Origin of the sequence: Variovorax sp. PCZ-1, assembly GCF_018413605.1 — a bacterium.
Lineage (GTDB): Bacteria > Pseudomonadota > Gammaproteobacteria > Burkholderiales > Burkholderiaceae_C > JANMDU01.
Genome location: NZ_JAHCDN010000001.1, coordinates 866,272 through 884,081, shown reverse-complemented (window position 1 = coordinate 884,081; position 17,810 = coordinate 866,272). Strand labels below are relative to the sequence as shown.

Here is a 17,810-nt window from a genome sequence, read left to right as displayed (position 1 = left end):
CTGGTTGTCGCAATCCTAGACCACATAGGCCAATTTTTTGCTTGGAAGAATCTCATTCATAAGCTCCGAGTTGTGAAGTGAACGGAGTGTGCGCAAGAGCACTTAGACCAACAACCCGACACCAGTCTGGACTTTGCTGCTTCGTGTAAAACAAATCGGTCTAAGCGTGTATTTCTTCACATCATCGCGCTTGGCTTGATATGTTTTGGATGGCCTGAAATTTGCTAACCATGAATCAACATGACAGCCATCACTCCAAGCTTGCTCCCAAATGCCTCACGCCCCGAAATGGGGCGTGAAATCCGCATTGTGGTGATTGCACCTGATTCACTCGCGCCTGATACACAAGATCAGCATGCACGTGAATTGGCGATCCGCTCACGCCAATTGCGAATAGGTCTACTGGAAGGCGGCTATAACTTGATTGCCGTGTTGCCGGGAGACAGTTTCTTGGAGCAGCGCTTAACGCAATTGCAGCCCGACATGATCATTGTGGATGCAGAAAGCGATGCACGTGATGCACTAGAGCATGTTGTGATCGCTACACGTGAGGCTCGCAGGCCAATTGTGCTATTCACCGAAGACAATGACACGACGCATGTGAAAGCCGCCGTTGCAGCAGGTGTGTCTGCCTACATCGTGGCTGGCCTTGCACCTGAGCGCATACGTCCCATCTTGGATGTAGCCATGGCGCGCTTCGAGCACGAGCAAGGCCTGCGGCAAGAGCTGCAAAGTGCTAAAACGGAACTGCAAGAGCGCAAGACGATAGATCGTGCAAAAGGCCTGCTCATGCAAAAGCAAGAGCTCACAGAGCAGCAGGCTTACGAGAAGCTGCGTAAAACCGCGATGGACAAAGGCTTGAGGCTCGTCGATGTGGCGCAGCGCATGCTGGACGTCGCGGATTTACTCAGCTGAGATCATTGGCCTAACCTGCTCACTGTGCAGCTCTTGCTGTTGCACAAAAAGGTGAAGCATCGCTTTCGTATGCCAAAGCTTTGTTCGCATCGATTACTACAGTTCGTATGGATCAGCACACATCCTCTGGATCATATTCACCCATAATTTTCCGAACTTGCGACAGCTGCTAAGCGTTGCTTCATCTACCGCGGAAACGATCATTTTTCGCTGAAGAAGCAGCCGCTTGATGAACGGTAACCGCTTGCCTGGGAGACGTTGTAGTGATCGGCTTATCTAACAGCATATTTTCGTCATAGAGCGCTTGGCACCCTAGCTCAACATCACCCAAACGCTCACGCGGAAACGATTGGGCATGCGCAGATGCCGCTGCAGCGAGTATGCAAGGGGGCATCAAGCCCATACAAAACAATCTGGAGTACATACAAACTTCGTTGAGGATCTCAAAATAGAGATCTGAAGTGTTAGCGCCTGGCAGAATTTCAGCAACACGACCTGGGTCGGGACAATGCAGCCATTTGTGATGCAGAATGGGTTTGCGTGAAGTAAATCACACCCAACAATCCCCACTCAAGTCGGGGTGGTTGATTCGAACCAGTCAATCGGTGATTCAATGCATGTGGGCATCAAAAAGCAAATAGCCTGCTTTCAAAAAAGTGTATGTTGCAGCCATTGCTTGCCATGACAATCCATGCCCTATAGGAGCATTTGTGAACTCAACCGGCTACGCTTTGATCTGTGACGACCATCCCCTAGTAGGGCGTGGTTTGCGAGAATTGCTCAAAGAGCATCCTCAACTGGTTGGCAGTGCCTGTACCATTTCTGAGAAAGAATGCTTGCAACATATCGCAGATCATGGCGCGCCAAGCATCATGATCATCGACTTCTGGCTGGCTCAAGAGGCATCCGAGAGCCTGGTCAAAACGCTCAGCAAGGATTGGCCAAAGCTGCCCATTTTGATGATGAGCTCGGACGATGATCCGATGGTGCAGCTCAAGTGCCAGCAATGGGGTGCGCAAGGGTTCATCAACAAGCAAGCCTCGCCAGGGGTGATCCGTGAAGCCGTCTCTGCACTGCTTCAAGGCTTGGGCTGGTTTATGCCTTTGGGTGATCAGGCGGTATCACCCAGCATCCGCAAGAACCAATGGCCGATCACGGCTCGTGAGCTGGGTTTAACCATACGCCAAGGGCAAATCCTTGCCATGATTCTTGAAGGCCTGCCCAACAAGCGCATTGCGCAAAACCTGAATGTGACTGAAGCAACCGTGAAAGAACACGTCACCGGCGTTTTGCAGAAACTGGGCGTGGCATCGCGTGTGGAAGCGATTGCCCAACTCAAAGATCGCAGCTTTCAAGCTTGGTGAGTTGATGAGATTCATAAGCTGGCTTGGCCGTATCCAGATGCCCAGCATGATGCGTGAGTATGCGCAGTTGATTCATCCACCCACCGATATCAGCCCTGATAAGCATACACAGCTTTTGAGGATGAGTTTTGAGCGCTTGATCTATGGTTTTACCGTCATGCCTATTATTGCTGCGCTTGCCGCTCTCTTCTACGGCAGGCAACACAGCATATGGCTCATGGGTCTATGGGCAGTTGGTTACGTGGGCGCATTCTTTTACAGGAAGCGATTGATATACGAATTTGACGAAGATGCCCATTCGATGGATGGCCATGCCATGATGGCACGATGGGTGCCTAAACTCAAGCGTATTGTGACGATGCACGGCTTGGCACTTTGTGCTCCTTTTGTTTTAACTGCATCGGATCCGAGTTTTGAGTTCAACACGCTTTGGTATTTGGTGATCGCGGCTATTGTGGCTAGTAACGCAGCACACCAAACGCCTGTACTCGGTATTTTTGTGCGATTCTTTAACTGCTCTTGGAATGTGGCCACCCTACTTTCAGTGATCGCTTATCCTGATGATTGGTACTACATCACCCCGATGATTTTGATGTTCACTGGCGCGAATTATCGGCACGCCATGATGGCACATAAATTCTTCTTGCAACAAGTCCGTCTAGAAGAAAGCAGCACACGATTAGCCACACAGTTCAAAGAAGCGAAAGAAGCGGCTGAAGATGCATTGATCGCGAAAAATCGCTTTCTTGCTACTGCCAGCCACGATTTGCGACAACCCGTGCACGCCATGAGTATGTTGATTGAGGCTATTTCTCAGCGCAATCAAGATGCCACTCTCTCACCAGCGCTGGCGGATCTGCGCTCAAGCTTAAGATCAATGAATCTGATGTTTAACTCACTTCTTGATTTATCCAAGCTTGAATCGGGGGTGATTGCTGTTGAGCACAAGCCCGTTCATTTGCAAGCTTTTCTTCACGAGATTGCAAGGCTATTTGAGCACGACGCACGTGATCGCCGTTTAGAGCTTCGCTTGCATCTGCCCAAACAAGCTGCATTTGCACAAACTGATGCCAACTTACTCAGACAGATCATCCTTAACCTCATGCAAAATGCTTTACGCTACACACAGCACGGTGGTGTACTGCTGGCGATACGTCAACGGGGCGGTACATGGCAAATTGAGGTGTGCGATACAGGGATTGGCGTGGCCAAAGAATCCCAATCGGATATTTATCTGCCTTATTTTCGCCAGAAGCTCGCATGGGGTCTTGATTCAGAAGGACATGGCTTGGGGCTGTCGGTGGTGGCCAGATGCGCTCTGCTACTGAAATCCCCTCTAGATATGTCATCACGATTAGGGCGTGGGTCACGTTTTTGGATTCGCGTACCGAGCTTATCGGCAGGCGTCTTGCAAACATCAGCGGGGGATGCAAGTTTTGAGATTGCCTCTTATAAAGATCATGCGCTATCACCCATCAACCAGGGTCACTGTTTGATCGTAGAGGACGATCCGCAAGTCGGCCGAGCATGGCAGGCTTTGATGCAATCTTGGGGCGTGGATGTTCGCATCGTTAGTAATTCAGCTGAAGCATTTGAATGCCTCAGTACAGGTTTTGTGCCTCAAGCCCTTGTTTGTGATGAGCGACTGCGCGCAGGTGAGAGTGGCTTTGAATTACTCAAAGCTCTAATGGAGCGTATACCGCAGGCTCGTGGCGCGATGGTCAGTGGTGAGTTCAATGCTCCGGCTTTGGCGCAAGCTGAAGAAGAAGGCTTTTTGGTGCTTCGCAAGCCTGTGGATATCGGCTTGGTGCACGATTTGTTGAGCCGCTGGCTCATGGCCCAAAGATAAGTTGGCACGCTTCTAGCATGTTGCTTTACAAGGGTCAAAGCTGATCCATTGATTCTCAGCTCTTGCAACGGCGCAGGGGCCTCAAATCACCAGAACGAAGGCGTTCTTGATGCATATCGCACTGATTTTGTGCGGCTTGCATGCAAGAGCGCCTTTTTGTTTTTCATCTTTGTTTACTTGGAGTGTTGCCATGAATGATCTCTTGAAAAAACATCTCAGCCGTCGTAGAGCGCTGCAAATCGGTGCAGTCGGTGCAGTCGGCTTGTCTCCAGCATTGCGCGCCAGTGTGTATGCACAAGGCTCGGATGCACCTGAGAAGAAAGAAGTGAAGATCGGATTCATTCCACTCACGGATTGCGCCAGTATCGTGATGGCCTCTGTATTGGGCATTGATCAAAAATATGGCGTGAAGATTGTGCCGACCAAAGAAGCGAGCTGGGCGAGTGTGCGCGACAAGCTTCTCTCAGGCGAAAACGACATGACCCACATGCTCTACGGCCAAGCCTTTGGCATCAATATGGGGATCGGTGGCCCTAAGCGCGACATGAATGTGCTCATGACACTCAACCACAACGGCCAAGCGATGACGCTATCCAAAAAACTCGCCGAAAAAGGTGCCACTGATTTGGCAGGTCTGGCCAAGCTGATGCAAACTGAAAAGCGCGAATACACCTTTGCGCAAACCTTCCCAACAGGCACGCACGCGATGTGGCTGTATTACTGGCTAGCCTCAGGCGGGATTGACCCGATGAAAGATGCGAAAGTGATCACGGTCCCCCCGCCGCAAATGGTAGCGAACATGCGCGTAGGCAATATGGACGGATACTGTGTGGGTGAGCCTTGGAATCATCGTGCGATCGCGGACGGCATTGGTATCACCGCGGAAACGACGCAGGGGGTGTGGAAAGACCACCCCGAAAAGGTGCTGGGTGTGACCGCAGAGTTCGCCAAGAAAAATCCGAACACCTGTCGTGCTGTCACGGCAGCCATCATCGAAGCGGGTAAATGGATTGATGCCAGCCTCACGAACAAAAACAAAATGGCCGAGACGATTGCAGATAAATCGTATGTGAACACCAGCGTGGACGTCATCAACCAGCGCATCTTAGGGCGCTATCAAAACGGCATGGGTAAGACCTGGGACGATCCGAATCACATGAAATTCTTCAACGATGGTGCGGTGACTTATCCGTATCTCTCTGACGGTATGTGGTTCCTCACGCAACACAAACGCTGGGGTTTGCTCAAAGAGCACCCCAACTATTTAGAAGTGGCCAAACAAGTCAACCGTTTGGATATCTACGCCCAAGCTGCCACTGCTGCAAAAGTCAGTGTACCCAAGAGCACTATGCGCACCAGCAAGATGATTGATGGCGTGACTTGGGATGGGACGAACCCCGCCAAATACGCTGACGGCTTCAAGATCAAAGCTTAAAGGGAATCATCATGGTTGCAGCAGTTTTTCACTCACCTGTGCCGGATACGAGCGCGCCAGTCAAACGCGTTACCACATCCTCCGGCGCTACTCATTCAGTAGCATCTCGCGCAGATTCTATGCCGGCAATCGCCTCAAAAGCGTCTGAAAATGCACTCAAAAATGCACCCAAAATACCTTTCGACTGGCGGGGTTTGTGGCTCAAAATCGTTCCGCCGATTCTGGGCATGGCATTGCTGGTGGGTATCTGGCAAATCATCGCCATGGGCAGCAAAGGCACGTTTCCTACGCCTTGGGAAACTGGTGTGCAAGCGGTGGATATTTTCTCCAAGCCGTTTTATAGCAATGGCCCCAATGATCAAGGTATTGGCTGGAACATTTGGAGCTCCTTGAAGCGTGTGGGCGTGGGCTTTGGCTTGGCAGCTCTCGTGGGTATTCCACTGGGCTTCATGATTGGGCGCTTCACGTTTTTGAATCGTATGTTCGGGCCCCTGATCAGCTTGCTACGCCCTGTATCTCCATTGGCTTGGCTACCGATTGGCTTGCTCGTGTTCAAAGGCGCTCACCCCGCGGCAATCTGGACGATCTTCATCTGCTCGATCTGGCCGATGATCATCAACACTGCGGTAGGCGTGCAACGTGTGCCGCAAGACTATATGAACGTCGCTCGTGTGCTCAATCTGTCGGAGTGGAAGATCATTACGAAGATTTTGTTCCCAGCTGTGTTGCCCTACATGCTCACGGGTGTGCGCCTCGCAGTCGGTACGGCATGGCTCGTGATCGTGGCTGCTGAAATGCTCACTGGCGGTGTAGGCATTGGCTTCTGGGTCTGGGATGAGTGGAACAACCTGAATGTGAAAAACATCATCATCGCCATCTTCGTCATCGGCATCGTGGGCTTGATCCTCGAGGCTGCTTTGATCAAATTGGCAGGCGCATTTACTTATGAAGAAGTGAAGGCTTAAGGTCTCTACAACATCTTCACGAAACTAAGAATAGAACGCAAAAGTCGCAGAACAACGCAAAAGTCGCAAAAATCTCTTAGCACTTTATGCGTCTTTTGCGTACTTCTGTGCATTTTGAGTTCTTCTAGCAGCATGTTTCAAACCCTCAATCAGAAGCGACACATCATGGAAAAGTACATCGACATTTCGGGCGTTGCCCAAACCTTCAAAACCACCAAAGGCTTGTTCCCCGCTCTCAGAAACATTGACCTGAGCGTGAACAAAGGTGAATTCGTCACTCTGATCGGTCACTCGGGTTGCGGCAAATCCACTTTGCTGAATTTGATCGCTGGTCTCACCACGCCCACGGAAGGTGCATTGCTTTGCGCCAACAAAGAGATCAAAGGCCCAGGCCCAGAGCGGGCGATGGTCTTTCAAAACCATTCGCTGCTCCCATGGCTCACCTGCTATGAAAACGTGTATCTCGCTGTGGAGCGCGTCTTCGGCAGCGCCACGACCAATCGCCAAGGGGAAGCCAAGGCGCAGCTGAAGAAACGCACCGAAGCAGCGCTTGAAATGGTGGGGCTCACACATGCATTAACCAAGCGCCCTGGCGAAATCTCCGGAGGCATGAAGCAGCGTGTGGGCATTGCTCGCGCGCTCTCGATGGAGCCGCAAGTGCTACTCATGGACGAGCCTTTTGGTGCATTGGATGCACTCACACGCGCCAAGCTGCAAGATGAGTTGCTGGAGATCGTGCAGAAAACGCAAAGCACCGTGGTGATGGTGACGCATGATGTAGATGAAGCCGTGTTGCTATCAGACCGTATCGTGATGATGACCAATGGCCCTGCGGCCACGATTGGTGATGTGTTGGATGTCGATTTGCCACGCCCGCGTAACCGCGTGGAGCTGGCACATGATGCGGCCTATGTGCAATACCGCCGCACTGTGCTCGATTTTCTCTACAACCGCCAATCACACGTTGAGAAACTAGCGGCTTGACACTGGCGATCTCTTGACTTCCCCATCTTGGTGCAAAAGCCCAAGATGGGGCTGGCACGAATTTCGCACTGTTACTGTGAATTCAACAGATAACACGGGAAGCCATGTCAGATTTCAAGTCATTTCTAAAGAGCGGGCATACGCCCACACTCTTCGCCGCATTTTTCTATTTTGATTTTTGCTTTGCAGTTTGGGTCTTGAATGGTGCCATGGCACCATTCATCTCTGAGGCCTTCAATCTCACCCCCGCCCAAAAGGGCTTCATGATTTCAGTGCCGATTCTGGCAGGCGCATTGATGCGCTTTCCTCTCGGTGTTCTTGCGCAATACATTGGGCGCAAGAATGCTGCCCTCGTAGAGATGAGCCTGATCATGATGGCCTTGGTGGGAGGTTATTTTTTCATCAGCACCTACGACCATGTGATTGCCATGGGTGTGTTACTCGGTATTGCAGGTGCGAGTTTCGGTGTGGCGCTGAGCCTGGGCTCGGGTTGGTATCCGCCAAAATACAAAGGCTTGGCGATGGGTATCGCAGGCGCAGGTAACTCCGGCACGGTTCTGGCAGTTCTGTTTGCACCCCCTTTGGCTATGAAATTTGGCTGGCAGGCGGTGTATGGCCTAGCTGCGATTTGCATGCTTGCACCCTTCTTGGTGATGATCTTTTTTGCGAAAGAGCCACCGGATATTGAGCACCAGAGTTTCCGCCAGCACATTGCTTGTTTGTTTGAAAAGGATGGCTGGGCCTTCAGCTTCATTTATGTGATCACGTTTGGAGGCTTCATCGGTTTGGCCAGCTTCTTACCCACGTATTTTTACGATCAATTCAAAGTGACCAAAGTAGAAGCTGGGCAATTGACGATGCTGGCGGCTCTCATGGGCAGCGCGGTGCGCGTAGTGGGCGGCTATGTGAGTGATCGCGTGGGCGGCATCAATGCCCTATCAGGCGTTTTAGTGGTGGTGGCAATCAGCCTGTTCTTGTGTGGCTTGGCTGGCAGTTCTTTGACGTTGACCACCCTGCTGTTCATGGTGTGCTTTGCAGCCTTGGGCGCTGGCAATGGCGCACTGTTTCAGCTCGTGCCATTGCGTTGGCCGATGACCACAGCTGTAGCGGGCAGCATGATTGGTGAAATCGGGGCTTTGGGTGGTGGCTTTGTGCCCAATGCAATGGGCATGTCTAAGCAATACCTGGGCAGCTATTTCTGGGGCTTCGCTAGCTTCGCGATTCTCGCCTTGCTCGTCTTGGTGATGGTACGCATCATGCAAATTCGCTGGACGCGTACTTGGGCGGAGAAGGGTGGGCGCGCCAGAACCGCTTGAACTCGATCTAATTGTTTGAATCACTCCTATGAAACTTGATCAAAAGCAAATGCATATCGTCTCGCAGCTTTTCATGGCTGCGAGCAAAGCCGGCAAAACTTTCGACCTCGGGCGATTCACAAAAGACACAGCTTATGCCAGCGACACGATGGCGCAGTTGGCCATGCATGCGGATCAAGTTCGCAATGAGCACTTGCAAGGCTTGGTGGTCATTGCCATGGAGCAATTAGCCAGCATGAACATGCCTGCGCCGGTATTGGCTTCACCAGCCACTCCATTGCCTGCGCCATCACCGGCGCCGATCGTCGCAGCAGCTCAACCTACTGCCCAACAGTATGTGGGGCGATTGCGATAGTTCTAGATCAAACCAGCTCATCTCCGGCATAGGATGTGCGCGAAATGCTACGTTATTTATAGCAATACACCATCAGGCTTTAGGTAAAAACAGCAACCAAACGATCAACAAGAAGTTAAACAACACACTCACTGCAAACGCGATTTTCCATAGACTGACCGGGTTTCGCTGCAGCAATGGCGTGGATAAGGGCGCATGTATTGGGCGTGATGCGCCTCGCTCCAAAGCCAACAAGAATTCCTCAGCCGTCTCAAAGCGCTGCTTTTGATCGCGTGAGACTGCTTTGAGTACGATGTGATCGAGCCAAACGGGCACTTCCGGTTGAATGCGGCTGGGTGGTGTCGGATCTCTGTAGTAACGCCCCGTTTGATAAGGTAGCACCTCGCCATAAGGTAACTTGCCTGTCAGCAGTTGATAAAGCGTCACGCCAAGCGCATACAAATCACTTGCGGCATCCGCAGCATGCGCTTGAGCCTCCCCATGTAGCGCATAGCCAAACTGCTCGGGATTGATGTAGCTGGGCGTGCCTGCATGCAAGCTGCGCAGACTCTCAGGTTCATGGCCGCTGAGTGCTACGCCGAGATCAAGTACACGCAACACGCCTCCTTCACCCAGATGAAGATTCGAGGGCTTGATGTCGCGATGGATCACACCTTGTCTGTGCATCGCGCCCAAAGCCTTGAGCGCAGCCATCGCTGCTTGCACCGCCTGCGGCACACTGAACGCACCACGCTCCTGCAAGGCTTGCTGCAAGGTCTGCCCAGCATGCCAGTCATACAACAGATAAAAGCTACTGCTCAACTTGCCTGAGGGCAGCATCATCAGCGAATGCAGACGCACCAGATGATCCGAGGCACTGCTGGTTTGCATGCGTTTGGCCAGCCAAGCCTCATGCGCGAGCATGGCGCGCTCCTCTTGGTCTTTTTCTCGGCTGGGATGCAGTGTTTTTAAGGCGTAGAGCTTTTGCGAAACTGGCTCACGCACTTGATAAATCAAGTTCACACCACTGTCAGCGACCAGAGATGTCACCACCAAACCGTCTATAAAATCGCCAATTTTCAACTTGTGGGGAATCGGCAGGTGTCGTGCAGCCAGCTCTTCGTCGCGTAAATGTGATTCCTGCAAGCCCAACACTCGCACCACAATTGCGCTGGCGTTGTCTGGGCTGCCCATATTGAGTGCGACTTCGGTCAGCGTATTCGAAATCTCTTGCGCATTGCCTTGCTCAACCATCTTGCGTATCCGTCTGTCAGACAAACTGCCATGTACGCCGTCCGTGAGCAGAATGAATACATCGCCCACCTGCAAATCGCCTTGGCTGTAATCCACCACCAATCGCTCATCAGCACCGACGACTCGAAGGAGCTGATGCTTGAAATCGGGGTGGGGATTGCTGTGATCTGTAGTGAGCTGCTCGATCTCGCCAGCGCGCAGCAGGTAAGCACGTGTGTCCCCCACATGCGCGAGCGTATAGGTATGCCCGCGCATCACCAGAGCTGTGAGCGTGGTCAGGCCACATTCGTCGCTGGCAGCGCGTCGGCGATTCACCCCTGTTAGCCAAGTGTTGTGTGCACTGATCACGCGATCTAATGCCACTGTTGTATCCCAAGTTTCACGCGTGCCGAAATAATCTTGCACTAGGCTCATCACGGTGGTTTGTGCGGCCTCCTTGCCTTTGCCACCTGTACTCACACCATCCGCAATAGCGCAAATCGCCCCAAAGCCCTCGCGCCCAGCCTCTGGCAACATCGCCGCACAGAAGTCTTCGTTAATGGTTTTTTTACCAGAGAGCGAGGTAAAGCCAATGTCTATTTCAAATGCCATGCACCAGTTTAAGCAATCTCTGTGCCCCAAATAGTGACACGCGGCGATGCACTAGGTTTTAAAAGCGTTCGTGACTCTGTAAAAACCGCCATTGCCCGACCGGCAGATCGGCCAAAGGCACGCGCCCCACGCGAATGCGCTTCATGCCCATCACTCGCAAGCCATGGTGCTCGCACAGCGCAGCGATGCGTCCCGGTTCAGCACCTTTGGTGGCAAAGCGCAGACCCGTGGTTTTTTCATTGCTTTTGCTCAGTGCCACTTTGGCATGAAGTACCAATCGATCACGGCGAGTGAATGGGCGATTGAGCATTTGAAGCAACTCCTCGCTCACGCCTCCCTGCACATCCACAATGACTTCGTTTTCCACAAAATTCGCATCGTCCCAAAGCTTGCGTTGAACCCGGAAATCCTGGCTAAACACGAGCAAACCGCTTGCGCCGCTCTCTAGCGGCGTCACGCAGGTTTGGCTTTTCAAATGCTTTTTGAGCAGGCGCAGGCCAGATGTATCTGAGGCGCTGCGGTTTGCAGCTTCAAGCAGGCTCACGGCGCTTTGCTTGCCATCGTCCCAGCTGTAGCCAGGCGGCTTATGAAGAAGAATTGTCATCGGCACGCTCTCCAGCAGCGTGGCATTTTTATCTAGCTCAATCTTCTCGTCCGTGACTCGGTGCTGTGGGCTCTCTTGGATCACGCCATTCACGCGCACCCAGCCACCTTCAATGTATTGCTCCGCTTGGCTGCGCGAGCAATTGAGCTGCTCGGCTAAGCGTTTGGCGAGGCGAATCGGCTCACTCATGGTACGGAAAATTCAAACATAGGAGCAGTTTAACTGCCTACAACATCGTGCACAGAGCACTGAAGTGGTGCACTCATGCACATTGACATTGGCACAGCTATTGCACTAGCTAAGCAGTTATCCGGAGGTTTAAGGCATGAAAAAATCGAAATTAGTGATGGTGGGCAATGGTATGGCAGGCGTGCGCACAATAGAGGAGCTGCTCAAAATCGCGCCTGACATGTATGACGTGACGGTATTTGGTGCAGAACCGCACCCCAACTACAACCGTATTCTTCTCTCCCCCGTGCTCGCAGGTGAGCAAACGCTCGATGAGATCGTGCTCAATTCTTGGGAATGGTACAAAGAAAACAACATCACTTTGCATGCAGGCAAGAAAGTAGTGGAAGTCGATCGCATCAAGCGCATCGTACGCGCTGATGATGGTACCGAGGTGGAATACGACCGCCTGCTGATGTGCACAGGCTCCAATCCTTTCATGCTACCCGTGCCCGGCAAAGATTTGAAAGGCGTGATCGCCTACCGCGACATTGCTGATACGAATGCAATGATCGAAGCGGCGAAGACTTACAAGAAAGCCGTTGTGATCGGCGGTGGCTTGCTTGGGCTTGAAGCAGCCAACGGCTTGATGCTGCGCGGCATGGATGTGACGGTGATTCACGTGATGCCTTGGCTGATGGAGCGCCAACTCGATGATGTAGCTGGTGGCTTGCTGCGTAAATCTTTGGAAGACCGTGGCCTCTCATTCATGATGGGCGCACAAACTCAGGAGCTCATTCCCGATAAAGATGGCCGAGTGATGGCTTTGAAATTCAAAGACGGCAAAGAAATCCCCGCTGATTTGGTGGTGATGGCCGTGGGTATTCGCCCCAATGTGGAATTAGCGCAAAAGATGCGCCTGCATTGCGACAAAGGCATCGTGGTGAACGACACCATGCAAACTGTCACCGATGCACGCATTTACAGCGTGGGCGAATGCGCTGCGCATCGCGGCATTGCTTATGGTTTGGTCGCGCCCCTGTTTGAACAAGCCAAAGTGGCCGCGAATCATTTGGCAGAGTTTGGCATAGGCCGATACAGCGGCTCGCTCACGTCTACCAAACTCAAAGTGACTGGCATTGATTTGTTCAGCGCAGGCAACTTCATGGGGGGCGAAGGCCATGAAGAAATCGTGATGAGCGATCCTTTTGGCGGCGTGTATAAAAAGCTCGTACTCAAAGACGACAAGCTCGTGGGCGCATGCTTGTATGGCGACACGGTCGATGGCAGCTACTATTTCAAGCTGCTGCGCGATGGCAAAAACGTCGGCGATATCCGTGACAAACTCATGTTTGGTGAAGCGGCCATCAACAACGGTATCGGTGATGTCGGCCACCAAGGCCACACCAAAGCCGCGAGCATGGCTGATAGCGATGAAGTTTGCGGCTGCAATGGCGTGAACAAAGGCACGATCTGCAAAGCAATTCGTGAAAAAGGTTTGTTCACTTTGGATGAAGTGAAGAAGCACACCAAGGCCAGCGCCTCCTGCGGCTCTTGCACGGGATTGGTGGAGCAGATTCTGATGTTCACAGCAGGTGGCGACTATTCCGCTACACCAAAAAACAAAGCCATGTGCGGCTGTACAGACCATGGCCATCAAGCCGTGCGTGATGCGATTCGTGAGAACAAGTTGCTCACGATTGGCGACACCATGAAATTCATGGAATGGAAAACGCCCAACGGCTGCTCATCATGCCGCCCTGCCCTTAACTACTACGTCACCTCCACTTGGCCGAAAGAAGCGAAAGACGATCCACAAAGCCGCTTCATCAACGAGCGCTCACATGCCAACATTCAGAAAGACGGCACATATTCTGTGATCCCGCGGATGTGGGGTGGCGAGACGACCGCTGATGAATTGCGCCGCATCGCAAATGCAGTAGACAAGTACAACATCCCCACGGTGAAAGTCACTGGCGGCCAGCGCATCGATTTGCTCGGCGTGAAAAAAGAAGATTTGGTCAACGTCTGGAAAGACATTGGCATGCCTTCGGGCCATGCTTATGCCAAAGCTTTGCGCACCGTGAAAACCTGTGTGGGCAGCGAGTGGTGCCGCATGGGCACGCAAGACTCCACGCAAATGGGCAAAGATCTTGAGCGCGCGATGTGGCGCATGTATGCCCCCCACAAAGTGAAATTTGCCGTCAGCGGCTGCCCGCGCAATTGCGCCGAAGCTGGCATCAAAGACGTGGGCATCATCGGCGTGGATAGCGGCTGGGAAATGTACATCGCTGGCAACGGCGGCATCAAAACCGAAGTCGCGCATTTCTTTGTGAAGCTGAAAACTGCGGAAGAAGTGCTGGAATACACCGGCGCATTCTGCGAACTCTATCGCCAGGAAGGCTGGTATCTCGAGCGCACCGTGCACTACGTCTCTCGTGTGGGCTTGGATTACGTGAAGAAGAAAATTTTGGACGATCACGAAGGCCGCAAGGCTTTGTGGGAGCGTTTGCAATTCGCTTTGGACGGTGAGCCTGATCCTTGGTTTGAATTCGACAAAGCTTCGGTAGATACGCGCCAGTTTGATGCTTTGCCTGCTTGATACTTGATCTTCACGCTTAACAAGAGAACGCAAAATCCGCAGAAGTACGCAAAAGTCACAGAAAAATACCATCGTTTTTCTTTCTTCTGCTTTTGCGTTTTTTGCGAAATTTTTGCGTCTTTTGCGTTCTATTCTTACCGAACCAATCACTATGAAAAACTGGAAAAAAATCTGCCTCGTCACTGACATCCCCGTGCTGGGTTCACGCCGCGTGGCGCGCGAGCATGGCATTGATGTGGCGGTGTTTCGTAATAGCGAGGATCTTGTCTTCGCCCTGCTAGATCGTTGCCCGCACAAAGGCGGCCCACTCTCCCAAGGCATCGTGCATGGGACATCCGTAGCCTGCCCGCTCCACAATTGGAATATTGGCTTGGCGGACGGCTGCGCAAAAGCACCTGATGAAGGCTGCACACCGAAATTTGCTGTGCAAGTCAAAGATGGCGAAGTCTATTTGGACACGACTGAATTGGCCAGTCATGCTGTCAGTGAAACTCGCCCCATCGCAGGGCCTGCGCGACGCACAGTTGCTGCTTGATTCTCATGAAAGAAACACGTTCAACGTGTCCGTATTGCGGTGTAGGCTGCGGCGTGATCATCGAAAGCGAAGGCGCGCAGATCACAGGCGTACGTGGTGATCCGGATCACCCTGCGAATTTTGGTCGCCTCTGCACCAAGGGCTCCACGCTTGCACTCACAGCAAGCGCGCCTATCACTCAGCAAACGCGGTTATTGCAGCCCATGCGCCGCGAGCATCGTGCAGAGAAAGCCAAGGTGGTGAGCTGGGACAGTGCTTTAGATTTTGCGGCCACGTCATTTGCACAAATCATCCAAGAGCATGGCCCCGACAGCATTGGCTTTTACATCAGCGGCCAATTGCTCACCGAAGACTATTACGTTTTCAACAAACTCGTCAAAGGCCAGATCGGCACGAACAATGTGGACACCAACTCGCGCCTTTGCATGAGCAGCGCGGTGGCGGGTTACAAGCAGACGCTGGGAGCCGATGCCCCCCCCGCTTGCTATGACGATGTGAATCACGCAAGCTGCATCTTAATTGTGGGCAGCAATACGGCCTATGCGCACCCGATTTTGTTTCGCCGCATTGAAGAAGCTAAGAAAAACAATCCTGAACTGAAGATCATTTTTGCAGACCCGAGAAAGACGGACACGACTGAGATTGCCGATCTGTATTTGCCACTCCTGCCCGGCACTGATGTGGCGCTCTTCAACGGCATGCTGCACATCATGCTGTGGGAAGGCTGGATCAACGCAGACTATATCGCCAAGCACACCAATGGCTTTGACGATCTCAAAACTCTCGTGCGCGAGTACACGCCTGAGAGCGTGGCGCAGACTTGTGGCATCAAAAAAGAAGATTTGTTTGCAGCTGCCAAGCTCTTTGCCACTAGCCCTGCCACTCTCAGCTTGTATTGCCAAGGCTTGAACCAATCCAGCAGCGGTACAGCGAAAAACGCCTCCCTCATCAACCTGCATTTGGCCACCGCGCAAATCGGCAAACCCGGCGCTGGCCCTTTCTCTCTCACAGGCCAGCCCAATGCCATGGGTGGCCGCGAGGTAGGTGGCTTGGCGAATTTGATCAGCGCGCATCGCGATATGGCCAACCCCGCACACCGCGCCGAAGTGGCCGCACTCTGGGGCCTGAAAGATGTACCGAGCACACCCGGCAAAACTGCCGTAGAAATGTTTCAAGCAGCAGCAGACGGGCAAATCAAAGCTCTGTGGATCGCCTGCACAAATCCCGCGCAGAGCATGCCCGATCAAGCCTTGGTGCGTCAAGCCATGGAGCGCGCTGAAATCGTCGTACTGCAAGAAGCTTTTGTGAACACGGAGACGGCACGTTACGCTGACCTTCTCTTACCCGCTACCACCTGGGGTGAAAAAGAAGGCACAGTGACCAACAGCGAACGCCGAATCACCCGCGTGCGCGCCGCCGTGCCTGCGCCCGGCGAAGCACGACATGATTGGCAAATCATTCAAGATTTCGGGCAGCGCTTGGAGAAATTAATTGGGGTCAGAACCCAATTAAATGAGATTAATCGGGTTCTGACCCCAATTAATTTTCTGAACTACGCGAGCCCAGAGCAAGTCTGGGAAGAACACAAAACCTCCACCGCCGGCCGCGACCTGGACATCACTGGCTTAAGCTACACCCTCCTCGACCAATCTCCCCAACAATGGCCCTTCAAAGCCGGCGATACGCAAGGCAAGCAACGCCTCTACGAAGACGGCATTTACCCCACAGCAGACGGCAAAGCCAAATTCGTAGCACACGCCTACAAACCCGTCGCCGAGCCCCGCGAATCACGCTACCCCTTCAGCCTCACCACTGGCAGGCTCAGAGACCACTGGCACGGCATGAGCCGCACCGGCGCACTAGGCAGGCTCTTCGGTCATGTACCCGAACCCGTGGTGCAGATGAATGTGCAAGACATGAGCCGTCGCTTGCTCAAAGAAGGCGATCTGGTTCACGTGACCAGTAAACGCGGCTCACTCTTGCTACCTGTGCAAGCCAGCAGCGAAGTCAACGTGACGCAGGCTTTCATCGCCATGCATTGGGGCAGCGAATTCTTAAGCGGCCGCAGCAGCACAGGGCAAGCCATCGGCGGCGTGAACGCGATCACCACGAGCAGTTATTGCCCCATCAGCAAACAGCCTGAGCTCAAGCATGCGGCTGTAAAAATACTCAAGGCCGAGCTCCCTTGGAATTTACTGGCCGTGGCTTGGTTGCCAGCAAGCACAGCACACACCGTGCGCGCGCAGTTGCAAGAGCTCATGGCCAGTTTTGAGTATGCGAGCTGCGTGCCTTTTGGCCGAGAAGATGCAGGCGATGGCAGCGAAGCCCCGCGCGGCATCCTTTTTCGCGCAGCCGCAAACTATGCGCCTAAGGGCGATGCCATCAACCGCATCGAAACCTTACTTGGCTTGAACAGTGCAGACACCTTACGCTACGAAGACAAGAAGCGCGGCCAACGCCGCACGGCTCGCTTGGTTCGCATCGCAGATGCAAAAGCGCGCTTGCAGGGATTCGTGCTCGCAGGCGATGTCAGCGCCGAAGCCTGGATCAAGACCTTGCTGCAAGATCAGCTCGATGCAGAAACCTACGGCCGCTTGCTGCTTTCGCCCGGTGCGAAAGCACCGATCGCGATTCAAGCCAAAGGCAATCAAGTCTGCTCCTGCTTTAACGTGAGCGAATCTGAAATCAACGACTTTTTGCGCACCTGCGCAGGCAATGATGCGGAGCAACTCGGCGCTTTGCAAACCCAGCTCAAATGTGGCACGAATTGCGGCAGCTGCGTTCCTCAACTCAAGAAGATCATCCGTCTGCGGCAATCTAGCGCTGAGTTGAGTATGGCCTGACATCTTGGATATGCTATCCATTTAATAGCAATTCGCGCAGGTTTTATGCCG

General features: G+C 52.9%; 13 protein-coding genes. 11 read left to right on the top strand and 2 right to left on the bottom strand.

Annotated elements, in window-relative coordinates:
* Positions 1-288: 288 nt before the first annotated feature.
* From KIH26_RS04355 to KIH26_RS04320, 8 genes are all read left to right on the top strand, one after another.
* Complete coding sequence (locus KIH26_RS04355) at positions 289-915, top strand: ANTAR domain-containing response regulator (protein WP_213444662.1); 627 nt, start codon at positions 289-291, stop codon at positions 913-915.
* A gap of 710 nt (positions 916-1,625) precedes the next feature.
* Positions 1,626-2,279, top strand: a complete 654-nt coding sequence (locus KIH26_RS04350; protein ID WP_213442823.1) for a LuxR C-terminal-related transcriptional regulator — start codon at positions 1,626-1,628, stop codon at positions 2,277-2,279.
* 4 nt (positions 2,280-2,283) lie between these two features.
* Positions 2,284-4,128 (top strand): hybrid sensor histidine kinase/response regulator, encoded by a 1,845-nt coding sequence (locus KIH26_RS04345; RefSeq protein WP_213442821.1) that lies wholly within the window; start codon positions 2,284-2,286, stop codon positions 4,126-4,128.
* A 190-nt stretch (positions 4,129-4,318) separates the two neighbouring features.
* Positions 4,319-5,563 (top strand): CmpA/NrtA family ABC transporter substrate-binding protein, encoded by a 1,245-nt coding sequence (locus KIH26_RS04340; protein WP_213442819.1) that lies wholly within the window; start codon positions 4,319-4,321, stop codon positions 5,561-5,563.
* An 11-nt stretch (positions 5,564-5,574) separates the two neighbouring features.
* Positions 5,575-6,528 (top strand): nitrate ABC transporter permease, encoded by a 954-nt coding sequence (gene ntrB, locus KIH26_RS04335; RefSeq protein ID WP_213442818.1) that lies wholly within the window; start codon positions 5,575-5,577, stop codon positions 6,526-6,528.
* Between the two features lie 165 nt (positions 6,529-6,693).
* Entirely contained in the window at positions 6,694-7,512 is an 819-nt protein-coding gene (locus KIH26_RS04330; protein ID WP_213442816.1) for an ABC transporter ATP-binding protein, read from the top strand.
* A 104-nt stretch (positions 7,513-7,616) separates the two neighbouring features.
* Positions 7,617-8,828: an MFS transporter gene (locus KIH26_RS04325; protein WP_213442814.1), complete on the top strand. Its 1,212-nt coding sequence runs from the start codon at positions 7,617-7,619 to the stop codon at positions 8,826-8,828.
* A 28-nt stretch (positions 8,829-8,856) separates the two neighbouring features.
* Positions 8,857-9,183 carry a hypothetical protein gene (locus tag KIH26_RS04320; RefSeq protein WP_213442812.1) on the top strand — a complete coding sequence of 109 codons (327 nt, stop codon included), beginning with the start codon at positions 8,857-8,859 and terminating at the stop codon, positions 9,181-9,183.
* Positions 9,184-9,255: 72 nt separating this feature from the next.
* Here KIH26_RS04320 and KIH26_RS04315 read toward each other — a convergent pair whose 3' ends face one another.
* The gene (locus KIH26_RS04315) at positions 9,256-11,007 is read right to left on the bottom strand and encodes a bifunctional protein-serine/threonine kinase/phosphatase (RefSeq protein WP_213442810.1); all 1,752 of its coding nucleotides are present in this window, start codon (positions 11,005-11,007) and stop codon (positions 9,256-9,258) included.
* A 58-nt stretch (positions 11,008-11,065) separates the two neighbouring features.
* Positions 11,066-11,800, bottom strand: coding sequence for an RNA pseudouridine synthase (locus KIH26_RS04310; RefSeq protein ID WP_213442808.1), 735 nt, complete (start codon positions 11,798-11,800; stop codon positions 11,066-11,068).
* Positions 11,801-11,936: 136 nt separating this feature from the next.
* On the opposite strand from KIH26_RS04310, the gene nirB reads away from it, so the two are divergent.
* The 3 genes from nirB (at position 11,937) to KIH26_RS04295 (ending at position 17,759) form a co-directional block, all read left to right on the top strand.
* Positions 11,937-14,381 (top strand): nitrite reductase large subunit NirB, encoded by a 2,445-nt coding sequence (gene nirB / locus KIH26_RS04305; protein WP_213442807.1) that lies wholly within the window; start codon positions 11,937-11,939, stop codon positions 14,379-14,381.
* 151 nt (positions 14,382-14,532) lie between these two features.
* A complete protein-coding gene (nirD, locus tag KIH26_RS04300) occupies positions 14,533-14,916 on the top strand; it encodes a nitrite reductase small subunit NirD (RefSeq protein WP_213442805.1) in 384 nt (127 codons plus the stop codon).
* Between the two features lie 5 nt (positions 14,917-14,921).
* Positions 14,922-17,759 carry a nitrate reductase gene (locus KIH26_RS04295; RefSeq protein WP_213442803.1) on the top strand — a complete coding sequence of 946 codons (2,838 nt, stop codon included), beginning with the start codon at positions 14,922-14,924 and terminating at the stop codon, positions 17,757-17,759.
* Positions 17,760-17,810: the final 51 nt, after the last annotated feature.